Below are 11,529 nucleotides of genomic sequence, written 5' to 3'. Positions count from 1 at the left end.
GACGAGGCGGCCGGCGATCCGCCGGCCGGGTCGGCAGCCGGGCGGCGGGCCGCCGCGACCGGCCCGGGGTGCGCCGGGGCAGGTGGCCCGGCGTTCGCCGGGGCGGCGGGCGGGCTGGTCGGCAGAGCACCGACCGGGTCAGGGCTTCCGGAGGACGGTGGCGGTACCGGTTGCGCGTACACGATGGGTGTCGTCGGCCCGGCGTGCTGCTGGGTGGCCAGGTCGACGTAGCGCGAAGCGACCTCGGCCAGTGGCAGACCCGCCGGCATGGTGTGGTGGCGGGTGAGGGCGGACCGGGCCTGGCCCAGGTCGATCAGGCCGGGTCGGCGGGCCGGCCGGGCCAGCCGGTGGACCAGCGCCGGGTCGAAGGTCGTGTCGTCGTCGTTCATCCCAGGCTCCCGGTCAGCCGACCATGCCGGCCACACCGTGCGCCAGCGCAGCGGCCTGGCCCAGCAGCGGCTTGGTCAGGCCCTCGTGCACCAGCTCCAGCGACTCGAAGCCGACATCGTCGCCGCTCGCGCTGAACGTCGGGCCGGTCCAGCGCACCGGCAACGCGTTGCGGAAGTTCCACCACATCACCGGGATCTGCCGCCGGTCGAGCAGCACGATCGTGCCGCTGCGGCGTTGGATGACGCCCCGGGTGGTGTTGTCGTACCAGCCCCACAGACCGCTGAGTGGGCTCAGCCCCTGCCGCAGCACCAGGTGCGCGGGGGTGGCCGCGCCGGGCAGTTGGTGGACGAAGCCGTTCACTCCGCCCTCCCGGTAGGACTCCATCTCGATCTGGCTTTCCAGGCCGCTGACCTCGTTGAATCCGGCGAGCAGCAGGCCTTCGATCTCCACCGCGAAGTTGAAGGTCTGGAACGGGTCCGGCAGCCGCAGGCCGGTCCAGTTGCCGACGGCGGCAGGTGCCCAGCTGAGCCCGAGCGGAATCCCGGTCGACATCATCTCCGTGCCCCTCCCTGTTCATTGAGTCGCTCGTTGATCCGCGCGACCTCCGCGACCCAACGCTGCCGTTCCCGGTGGTCCAGCTGCATGATCTCGTGATAAGGCCAGTGAAAGTGATAGGCCAGGTACGCTACTTCCTCGTGCAGCCGGTCCGGGGAGTAGCGCGTCATCCCCCCAGGCTGGGCGGCTCCACTTCGAACGATCCGCTGCAGTGTGGGCAGTCGACCTGCAGCCGGGCGTGCCCGTTGAGGTTGATCCGCTGGTAGAAGTCCTGCAGGTAGGCGAGATCGGCGGAGTAGAGGTTCTCGACCACGTTGGTGTTGATGTACTCCAGCCCGCCCAGCCGGGTGATCACCCGGGCCAGCAGGATGATCACCAGGTAGCCCGGGTTCGACCGTACCCGGGGATCCTTGATCGGCTCGATCTCGTCGAGCGCGGTGGCCATCCGCATGGTTCCCTCGCGGTGCACCGTGCCGTCCGGCGCGACCAGGCCGTGCGGCAGGGTGAACGGGAACTCGGTACGGCGGGCCTCGGCGACGCCGGTCAGCTCCACTGGTCGACCTCGATGCGTTCACAGGCGAGGATGAGCTGCTCCACGGCGATCTCGTCGCTGGTCGCGCTGAGGCTGGGCCCGCTCCACGACTTGGGCCAGCAGTCGAACAGGTTCCAGGTAACCTTCGGGTTTCCCTGCTGGTCGAGCAGGGTGATCGACACGTTGTGCCGTTCCACGGTGCCCTTCATCACCTTCTGCCGCCACTCCCACAGCTTGCTGTCGCTGGTGAGGCCACGGCTGAGCGTGATGTCACCGTAGCTGTTCAGCCCGGGAATCTTGCGCGGCGCCAGGTTCCGGTCCGTACCCTCCCGGTACTCGGCCGCGTTCTGGCTGGTCTCCAGCCCGGAAGCCTCCCGGAAACCGGCCCGGGTGATGCCGTCGAGCTCCACCGCGAAGTTGTACCCGAAGTATGGGTCGAGTCTGTCCACAACCGCACCTCACTGTTTGTCCGCACCGACTGTTGTCCGCACCGGTCACGCCACGCCGACCGTCACCCCGCTCGCGCCGTGGATGACGCGAACGGTGATGAACTCGGCCGGCGCGGTCGGTGCCACTCCGATGTGTGTCACTACCACCCCGGCCTCGATGGCCGCGGGTGGATTCGTCTCGTGGTCGCACTTGACGTAGAACGCCTCCGCGGGCGTGCGGCCCTGCAGGGCACCGCGCTGGAACAGCCCGTCGAGGTACGCGGTGAGTTCCCGCATGATCCGCACCCACAGCCGGATGTCGTTGGGCTCGTGGACCAGACCGGTCATGAACTGTTCGATCCACCGGCCGATGGTGCTCACCAGGCGGCGGGCGGTCACGTCCCGCCAGGCCGGGTCGGCGCCGAGGGTACGCGCACCCCAGACCCGTACGCCCCGGCCGGGCAACGCCCGCAGACAGTTGACCCGCTGCCCGTAGAGCGTGCCGACCTCGGCGGCGGTGAGCTGCACCTGCAGGTCGACGACGCCCTCGACCACCGTGTTGGCCGGCGCCTTGCGGACGCCGACCCGCTGGTCGGCGGTGGAGTACACGCCGGCCACGTGCCCGGACGGCGGCAGGTGACGCAGCCGCCCGTCGGCGCCGGACGCGCCCAGCCAGGGGTAGTACAGCGCGCCGAAGGCACCATCGACCCCGGTCAACGCGGCGGACTGCTCGGCGACTGCCGCCGGGTCCACCGCCGGGACGCCGTCGAGCAGCGCGAACCGGTCACCGCGCTGCCGGCAGTGCCGCAGCATCGCCTGCTGTGCCTGCACGACCGGGGCGAGATCCTTGTCGACCGGCCACGGCGCGGCGGCGACGATGTCGGGGACACAGACCAGGTCGACATCGTCCAGGTCGTCCAGCGACGCCAGGCCCTCCTGCACCGCCTCGACGGGCGACAGCGCCCGGGGCAGCCGGACCACTTGACACATCGTCCCGCCGTTGTCGAAGAACCCCCGGACCGCGTCGGCCAGGAAGCCGTCCGGGGCGTCGCCGGAGGTCGCACCGCCGAAGATCGCCTCGAACTGCGGCCACAGGGTCAGCCGCTGCGGAGTGTACGGGCCGGCGGCGGCCCGACCGAGGAAAGCGGGCACCCCGGTGAGCTGGGTCGGTGGCGGCGGCGGGAACACGTCCTGCCGGTGCACACCGGGTGTCAGCTGCTGGGTCACGGTCTGGTCCGGCTGTCCACTACTGGATTCCGCCGGCCCACTGGCTGATCCGGAACACCACGAACTCGGCCGGGCGTACCATCGCCACCCCGATCTCGACCACCAGCTGGCCGGCGTCGCGGACGGCGGCCGGGTTGACGGTCTCGTCGCAGCGTACGTAGAACGCCTGTTCCGGGGTGTTGCCCACCAGCGCGCCAGAGGCCCACACGGTGGTCAGGAAGGCACCGACGTTGCGTCGGATCTTCGACCACAGCTCCGGTGCGTTCGGCTCGAAGACCACCCACTGGGTGCCCTCGTCGATCGACTCGCGCAGGAAGTTGAACAGCCGCCGGGATGAGATGTAGCGCCACTCGGCCTGATCCTTGCCGGCGAGGGTACGGGCACCCCAGATCGTGATGTTGCCGCCGAACTTGCGGATCACATTGATGTCGTCCGGGTTGAGCCCGGCCTGCTGCTGCTTGCTGACCAGCGCCTCGACGCCCAGCGCACCCCGGATCACCTCGTTGGCCGGCGCCTTGTGCACACCGCGTTCGGTGTCCACCCGGGCGTACACCCCGGCGATGTGCCCGCTCGGCGGCTGGTACACCTTGTTGCCGTCGGCGTCGGTGGTACCCACGTCGATCCACGGGTAGTAGATCGCGCCGTAGCTGCTGTCCCGGACGTCGCCCTGGATCGCTTCCTTGGTCAACGTGGTGGTCTGCCGACCGTCGAGGATCGCGAACCGGTCCTGCAGGTACTGGTTCTCGCAGTGGTCGAGCAGCGCGGTCTGCACCGCGTCGCTCACCGCGCCGGGGATCGCGACCAGGGCGATCTCGTCGATCGCGGCGAAGGTCCCCAACGCGTCGATCAGGTCGTCGTCCGACGACGCGGTGTCGGCGGCAGCGGGGGCAGCGGCGGCGGCATCGTCGTCATCGGCAGCGTCGTCATCCGCGAGGGCGGAGGGGGCAGGGGCGGTGGCGGCGGCGACGCGGGTGATCCAGCAGCGGCCGCCACCGTTGTTGAAGAAGCCGTACACGGCGTGGGCGAGGGTGTGGTTGCCGGGCTGGATGTCGCCGAAGAGGTTCTTGAACGTCTCCCAGCCGTCGACCAGCTGGGCCTCGCCGGCCGGCGCCACCACGTGGAAGTCGGCCGGTACGGGTTCGCCTTCCGCCGTCACGCCGGCGCGACCGGGCAGCAGCGGCATCGTGACGTCGTCGGTGACGACGCCGACGAAGCCGGCGGTACTGGTCCCCACACCGGCGATCGGCTTGATCGCCGAGGGGACCTCCTCGACGTACACGCCCGGCGCTAGATACTGCGGCATCTGTGGGTACTCCCCCTCGTCAGGACTCGTGGCCCACGCCCTGGCCGACCCGGACGACCGTCCCGGTCACCTCGGGCCCGACCGGCGTGGATTCGAACACGTCGACGCTGAGCGTGACGCTGTAGTGCAGAACCGCCTTGGGCCGACCGCCCATGGCCTGCCAGAACTCGCCGATGCCCTGCAGTTGGCTCTCGGCGGTGACCATCGCGCGCAATGGCGGCTGCTGGCCGGCCAGGTCGCCCCGCAGGTAGTCGGCGGGAATCTCCCGGTGGCGCAGTAGCACCCGCAGTACGTCGCCGAGCAATCGGTGCTCGTCCTGCGCCGGATTGGGCGCGCTGTCGTTGGGCCACGCGGTGACCAGATAGGAGCAGTCGACCCGGGCCGGCACCCGCCGGCGGGTGATCATCCCGGACTCCTGCCGGGTGTTCTCCCACTGGTTGGTCCGCAGCTCGTGGTTCTCCCGGACGTCGTAGAGGAAGAACGCGATCGCGGGCAGGGTGACGCCCGACGGCGGGAACTGGTCGTCCGGCGTAGCGAAGCTGACGGTGATACCTGGCAACGCCAGTTCGCCCTGCACGAGAGCGGCGAGTGACGCGTCCAGATCATGAAACACAGCCCTGTCCCGCCCCCAATTGCGTCCTTCGCGCCGGTCGACAGGTTTACCGGACGGGCGTCCCACGGGCGTCTGCGCCGGCGTCTACCGAACCGCCTTGGATGATCCTGGCCGACGAGGCAAGAGGCCTTGACCTGGCAATCCGCACGCTATTGTGATGTGCGCCACATGCACTTCAGGCCGTCCCGACCGCCACAGTCACGAGATGAACAGCCCTCTGAAGATCTCTCCTGCCTTGGTGACCTCCCCCGGCGCGTACCCCTGTCTGGCCCGCAGGCTGTCGCGGACCCGGACCGCCATGTCCGCCCACTCGTTGGGCTGGTACGTGTGCGAGTAGGCGTGCCCCTCGGTCTGGGCGAACCGCCGGTTCTCGACGACCACACCGGTCCCCCGCTTGGCACCCCGACCGACGCGAGGAGTGACCAGCTCGACAGCGTTCGCACCACTGTTGGCGGAGGTGTCGAAGACTTTGTCACCCGTTCCAGCGAGGACCTCCTGGACCCACATGCCGCACATCAAGTCCAGGGCGACACCGGCCAACGGCTCCTGCATGTTTGGAAAGACTGGTTGCACATATCCGCGCCCGGCACGCCGCAGCAGTTCGTCGACGAGCTCGTCGTTGCCAAAGAGCCCTTCAAGCTCGGGATGCGAACGGACAATCTGATCTCTGACCGTGGAAAGTCTCGTCTTGTAGAAGAAGATGCCGGCATGGTTCTTGTGCAACCTGGCCCAATGGGGCACTTTACCGATGATCAAGTAGTTGATGATGAGGGCGAACAGTCCACGCGCCTCGGCGAGCGCCGCGTCGCTGTAGTCTTCATCGATGTTGCCTCGAATCCATTGAACGATATCACCAGCCCGGGTGTTGGCCAGACCCAGGGCAACCTTGGAATGCCTCACCTTGCTCTGCGCCGTCCCGGGGGCCGTCGGCTGCGCACTCCGGTCGGCGAATTCGTCGCCGACCTGGGTGATCGACAGGCCGTAGGTCGCCTGCACGTGCGCGCGCGCACCCGTCAGTGTGCCCGCCGGGGCGGTGGATCCGTTCGGGTATCCGACGAAGTTCACGCCGGCCGGGTTCGCGGTCATGCCGGGGAGACCGTCCAGCGGCACGTTCGTGTTCGGCGTAAGCGCCCGGTTCTCGATGTGCGTCGCCACCCGCACGAGCCGGTTCATGACGCCGCGTACCGTGCTCTCGGAATCCTTGAACTCATCCATCGGTCCAGTCACGAGCTCAAGGATCGGAGCCGGCTGGCCGGCGCCACGAAGCGCATCCGGCACGACGGTGGCGTCCAGGCCCGCGGAATGGTCGACATGCGCCTCGAAACGCCTGCCGCGAGCAACCGCTGTGGCGTTCGCCACGGGCCGGCTCTCCACCCCGCCCTGCCGGCTGAACAACGGCACATGATGGAGCTCCAACTCGAACCCGAACTTGCGCTGCGCGACAGCCGGCCCCGCCGTGGGCGTCGCCCCGGTGGCGCACGGCCCGGCAGCTCCCTGCTGGACGGTGTGCGTCAACTCGTGCCCCAGCAGCGCATCACCCCGCGCGCTGCCCGGCCGGTACTCACTGCGGCGCACGAACACGTCGGCGCCGACGGTGAAGGCCCGCGACCCGAGCGTCTCGTTCAGCCGGTCCGACTCGGCACCGACGTGCACCCGGACCCCACTGAAGTCCGCCCCCGACACCCGCTCCATCCGCTCCCGCACACCGCCGGGCACCGCCCGCCCACCGCCGCCCCGGGCCCGGTCCACGGCCCGTGAGAGGTCAGGATCCGCCGCGCCACCGGTCGGCGCGTGCACCCGGCGGATGGCCTCCGGGGCGCGCTGCACGGACGACCCGAACGCCAGCTGGGAGATCCGGTCCGCCTCCCGCTCGTACGGGTCGTCCACCGGCCCGACGTTCAGTTTCGGTTGAAGAATCGCCCGCGCACCGCGATTGCCGTACCGCCGCTGCAACGTGTCGCGAGGCAGGGCGGCTCGACGCGGAGCCGGCGCGGACCCGGATGCCACCACCGGGGTCCGGTGCGCCACACCGCTGTCATGCTGTGCCGATTGCACGTCGAAACCTCCACTGTCTCGTCAGCGCCGCCGGTCAACGGCGACCTTGCCGTCGGGTAGGTCGGCGCCGAATTCCCCCGCCGACAGGATCTTGCCCATCTTCTGATACTCACGTCTGGTCGCGTGCAACAGATGTGCCATGGTCACCTTGCCACCGTCGGCGGCGGCGAGGAAGGCGCTGGCGAGGGCGATGTTGCGGATGTTCCCGCCGGGCAGATCGACCTGCCGGGCCAGCAGGTCGAAATCGACTGCCGGGTCCAGCGGTGCCTGATCGGGCCAGACCTGCGCCCAGATGCGGCAACGGTCCGCCACATCTGGGATCGGAAAATCGATGGTGGCGTGCAGCCGGCGGGTGAACGCGTCATCGAGGTTCTTCCGCAGGTTGGTCGCCAGGATGACCACTCCCTCGTGCTGCTCCATCCGCTGCAACAGGTAGCTGACCTCCAGGTTGGCGTACCGGTCATGCGCGTCGCGGACCTGGGAACGCTTGCCGAACATCGCGTCGGCCTCGTCGAAGAAGAGCACCGCGTTGCTGGTGGCGGCCTCGGCGAAGATCCGGGACAGGTTCTTCTCCGTCTCGCCGATGTACTTGCTCACCACCGTCGACAGGTCGATCTTGTACAGATCCAGGCCGAGTTCGTGGGCCAGCACGTCGGCGGCCATGGTCTTGCCGGTGCCTGACGGCCCAGCGAACAGCACGGCGAGGCCACGCCCGTTGGCCAGCTTGCGCTCGAACTCCCAGGACTCGTAGACCACCGACCGGTAGCGGAGCTGGTTGGCGATCTCCCGCAGTTGCTGCATCCGGTCGGCGGGCAGCACAATGTCCGACCAGCCGTAATGCGGCGTGATCCGCTGCGCCAGGTCCGCCAACTTCCGGTTGGACTGCAGGCGGCAGGCCGCGTACAGGTCGTCCTGGGTGATCCCGGGTGCCTCGGGCGTCCGGGCGTACGCCAGGTTGTGAGCGGTCGCCGCGGCGTCGCGAATCTGGCCACCGGTGAGCCGGAACTTGCCGGCGACGGCGGCCAGGTCCAGCATCTCCCGGTCCGGCCCGACGAACGCGCCGTCCCAGATGCGCAGCCGCTCGGCGTAGCCGGGCGCGGGGAACTCCAGCCGGACAAAGGTCAGGCCCGCCGGCAGGTCGACCGGCTCCCACGTGGCGCCGCCAGCCAGAAACGCCGGAGCAGGGTACGCCGCCAAAGTGGACAGCAGCAGCGACAGCCGTGGCCGAGCCGGCTCGGCGAGCAACGGATCCACGTCCGTCCAGCACATCACCGCGCCCTGCAGCCGGGCTTCCCGCTCGACCAGGCCGACCAGGCTGGCGAACTCCTCGGCCGGGCGGTCGGCCAGCAGATCAGCGGACACCCTCAGCAGCGGCGCGTTCCAGTAGCGCGCGCACGCTGCCGCGACGCTACGCCGGCCGACGCCGTACGGCCCCTGGCAGTAGACAATCAGGTGCTCGTCGGCGTGCTTGCTCAGCAGTGCCAGTGCCGCCCCGAACTCTGCCGGGAAGTGCAGGTCGTCGAGGGTCGCGGTCGGTGCGACAAGCCGGGCGTACGGCCGAAGTTGCTCGACGAGCTCGTCGTCTTCCAACAGGAAACCGACGACCCGTGGGTCCAGCCGGAGGTTGTTGCCCAGCAGCGAGTGCACCGGTGCGGTCGGGTCCTCGGTCGACGTGACGAGCCGGTGCCGGAGCAATGGTGCCGACGGCGCGAGCCGCGCTCGTGCGGCCATCCGGGACCGACGGTCGGCGCACAGGATCGCGAGTACGAGTTCGACCGTCGGCAGCCGACGGGTCAGATCGTCGTGCAGGTAGCCGTACAGCCGCTCGTAGCGCCGGTCGATCTCGGGCGCGAGGCAGACCACGATCACCTCGACGTCGAACGGGGCAAGACCGAACGTACCGGCCAGTGCCACGAGCCGCAGGTCCACGCCGTCCCGCAGGCTCTGCGCCACCCGCGTCGCGATCTGCTGGGACAGCTCGTCCAGCTCGGCACCGGTTTGCGGGTCGTCGTCGCCCGGCGGTACCCGGTCGGCCGCATTGTCCAGCAGCCTGTCGGCCTCGGCTTCGGAGACGTAGTCGGCGGAGAGCTCACCGGCGGGCCCGCTCTGGGTCTGCCGGACCCGCCTGACCCGCCTACCCAGCACCAGGTCGAGCCGGGCGAGTTCGGCCAGCAGGTGTTCCGTCGAGTTGGCGTACCCAGCACCATCCATCGATACCCGCACCTCGTCCCGGTTGTCCCCGACCGGTCCATCATCGCCGTCGGCGGCGGCCGGCGCGATCGTGGTCGCGTGAACGGTCAACGGCGGTCGGCTGCTCTCCGGTCCGACGTCCACCGCCCGGTCGGCCCGGATGTGCTCGTAGAGGAGCGTGGTGTCCGCCGACGGGGGTACCCCGAACTCCTCGTCCACCACCGACGCGCACAGATCGTACTGGCGCAGCGCGGCGATCCGGTCGCCTGCGGCGTAGTGCAGCCGCATCAGCTGGCGGTGGATCCGCTCCCGGGCCACGTCCTGGCGCAGCACGGCCTGACCGAGGCTCACGCCCCGGGCATAAAGTCCACGCGCCACGCAGTAGCCCACGAGCTGTTCCTGCATCACCAGGTAGGTATCGCGTAGCCGGTCCCGCTCGGCACCGCACCAGTCGTGGTGCCAGGTGGCGAGAAGATCTCCACGGTAGAGCTTCAGCGCATGCTCCACCGCCTGCGTCTGCTCGTCGGAGAGTGCTTCGCCGGGAACGTCCCGAACCGCCGCGTAGCTCTGCTCGAAAGCGTCCACATCCAACCAGCAGGAAGCCGCCGGATTGATCCGTACCCAGCCGGGGTCGATGACGACGAGATTGCTCGCCAGCCGCCGATCGTTCGACTGCTCCTGCATGCTCGTGTTGAGTCGCCAGAGAGCCTGCCGCAGGTACTTGCGGGCGGCACCGGGCTCGGCCCCCGGCCAGAGTAGTTCCGAGATGGATTCGCGGGCATGGGTCCGGTCCCGGTGAACGAGCAGGTAGCCGAACAGTTCGAGAGCCTTGCCCGGCGGGATGCTCAGCGGTTGGCCACGTCGGAGGATCGAGAGCTCGTCGAAGAGCCTCACCTGCACGACGTCTCCTTCTCGTACCGCGACGGCCCGGCCGGCCACCGCCCGCGCGGGCACCGAGCGGCGCTCGCCGTCAGGTTGCCGCACGTCGTCCCCGGGCGCCGTAGCAATCAGGACATACGGGCGTTACGCTACTCCACGATGGTCCGACTGGTCACCACTTCTGTCGTCGACTGGCCACTCGGCCACGACACCCGGGTCGTCGGTCGGCCCCGACAGAATGCCTCCGCATCGACGTGACGGGTGATCCTTTCGGCCCTTAAATCCGCGGTGACGAAGAGATGCGGACTGTCCCGGCACCCGCAGGCCGGCGGTCAACGCGCCCGTCGCCCCATCTGACTCACCAGCGCCTGGGTACGCCCCACCAGATTTGCGAGCTCCCGCCAGCTCGGCACCGGCATGATCTCCGTTCCGAGTTGCGTGCCCAACTCCAGTCCGGCGAACCGGACCGGCGCGTCGAACCTGCCGGCGATGTCGGCAGCTGCCGTGTCCCCGACACCCATCTGTGCGACGAGATCCGTCCGTACGCCCCGCCCCGGTCCTGCCCTTGTCGACCCCCCGCAAGCTGGGGCCTATGGCCGGCCGTCGAGGAACATCCGTGCGTCCGCGTCCGGCAGCGTGGCGAGCCGCCGATCGGGCAACCGCCGCGTCTCCCCCCGCGTCCGCCATCAGCATCCAACCGGCGGCGGTATCGGCCACCAACAGCGGCGGCACCGCGTCGGGCCGGCGGGCGGCGATGCCATTGAGCCCCACCGCCAGGCGACACCGGTTTCTGTTCCAGCGTGATCCCCCAGGGGGATTCTTATCCCGCAACGGGATCACGATGAAAACGTGTCGCCTCCCCAGAGACGGCGTCCGGTAGCCGACAGGAGCCTGGCCTCGACACCGTCCCCGACGACCGCTGCCGCCGAACCAGGATGAACCATCCCAATGCGGCGAAGACGACGAGCAGCGCCACCGCGAACAGGGCCGTTCCGAGCCAATGCGGCACCGGGACAAGAAACGGGACTTGCTGGATGAGCAGACCCGCGCCGAGCAACGCTTGGCACCCACCGTTGCGGACCGGCAGAGACCGCTGGCTCATCGTCGGTCGAACGAAGCGAAGCCGGGACAGGGGTGATCGACGCGTCACGGCGGTGTGGACACCGAGAACGATCAAAAGGAGGCCGCAGAAAGTCAGCACCAGGCGGGCAGCCACCAACAGGGGATCGGCGTCACTCAGGCTCATGCGGCAATCAATCAGCTGGATGTCAAGGCCGCAAGTCGATCCAATGCCACTTAACGTAAGTGGATCATGGGTGTGGGCTGGGGTTTCGCGGGTGGCGGCGTCACGCGGCGA

At 69.2% G+C, this 11,529-nt stretch carries 11 protein-coding genes and 1 pseudogene; all 12 read right to left on the bottom strand.

Annotation, left to right across the window (positions count from 1 at the left end; genetic code table 11):
• A pseudogene (locus ACFHVL_RS29910) lies at positions 1-389 on the bottom strand (hypothetical protein); the annotation flags it as partial.
• Positions 390-402: 13 nt separating this feature from the next.
• The gene (locus ACFHVL_RS29905) at positions 403-945 is read right to left on the bottom strand and encodes a phage tail protein (RefSeq protein WP_278170487.1); all 543 of its coding nucleotides are present in this window, start codon (positions 943-945) and stop codon (positions 403-405) included.
• Positions 942-1,115, bottom strand: coding sequence for a DUF6760 family protein (locus tag ACFHVL_RS29900; RefSeq protein ID WP_199757663.1), 174 nt, complete (start codon positions 1,113-1,115; stop codon positions 942-944). The genes ACFHVL_RS29905 and ACFHVL_RS29900 overlap by 4 nt, the downstream gene beginning before the upstream one ends.
• Positions 1,112-1,498 carry a hypothetical protein gene (locus ACFHVL_RS29895; protein WP_199757664.1) on the bottom strand — a complete coding sequence of 129 codons (387 nt, stop codon included), beginning with the start codon at positions 1,496-1,498 and terminating at the stop codon, positions 1,112-1,114. Before ACFHVL_RS29895 ends, ACFHVL_RS29900 begins: the two co-directional genes overlap by 4 nt.
• Positions 1,489-1,926 carry a phage tail protein gene (locus ACFHVL_RS29890; RefSeq protein WP_123602846.1) on the bottom strand — a complete coding sequence of 146 codons (438 nt, stop codon included), beginning with the start codon at positions 1,924-1,926 and terminating at the stop codon, positions 1,489-1,491. The genes ACFHVL_RS29895 and ACFHVL_RS29890 overlap by 10 nt, the downstream gene beginning before the upstream one ends.
• Before the next feature lie 45 nt (positions 1,927-1,971).
• Positions 1,972-3,132, bottom strand: a complete 1,161-nt coding sequence (locus tag ACFHVL_RS29885; protein WP_416631878.1) for a phage tail sheath family protein — start codon at positions 3,130-3,132, stop codon at positions 1,972-1,974.
• 19 nt (positions 3,133-3,151) lie between these two features.
• The gene (locus ACFHVL_RS29880; protein WP_416631877.1) at positions 3,152-4,435 is read right to left on the bottom strand and encodes a phage tail sheath family protein; all 1,284 of its coding nucleotides are present in this window, start codon (positions 4,433-4,435) and stop codon (positions 3,152-3,154) included.
• A 19-nt stretch (positions 4,436-4,454) separates the two neighbouring features.
• On the bottom strand, positions 4,455-5,048 hold the full coding sequence (locus ACFHVL_RS29875; RefSeq protein WP_416556322.1) for a DUF4255 domain-containing protein: 594 nt from the start codon (positions 5,046-5,048) through the stop codon (positions 4,455-4,457).
• 198 nt (positions 5,049-5,246) lie between these two features.
• A complete protein-coding gene (locus tag ACFHVL_RS29870; protein WP_416631876.1) occupies positions 5,247-6,764 on the bottom strand; it encodes a DUF4157 domain-containing protein in 1,518 nt (505 codons plus the stop codon).
• Between the two features lie 360 nt (positions 6,765-7,124).
• The gene (locus ACFHVL_RS29865) at positions 7,125-10,277 is read right to left on the bottom strand and encodes an AAA family ATPase (protein ID WP_416631875.1); all 3,153 of its coding nucleotides are present in this window, start codon (positions 10,275-10,277) and stop codon (positions 7,125-7,127) included.
• Between the two features lie 227 nt (positions 10,278-10,504).
• Entirely contained in the window at positions 10,505-10,693 is a 189-nt protein-coding gene (locus ACFHVL_RS29860; RefSeq protein ID WP_416631873.1) for a hypothetical protein, read from the bottom strand.
• A gap of 299 nt (positions 10,694-10,992) precedes the next feature.
• The coding region (locus ACFHVL_RS29855) for a hypothetical protein (RefSeq protein ID WP_416631872.1) at positions 10,993-11,529 on the bottom strand (537 nt) is incomplete at its 5' end.

Origin of the sequence: Micromonospora sp. LOL_023 (genome assembly GCF_048060115.1) — a bacterium.
In the GTDB taxonomy this organism is placed as follows: Bacteria; Actinomycetota; Actinomycetes; order Mycobacteriales; family Micromonosporaceae; genus Micromonospora_E.
This window is presented reverse-complemented; position numbering and strand designations above follow the sequence as displayed.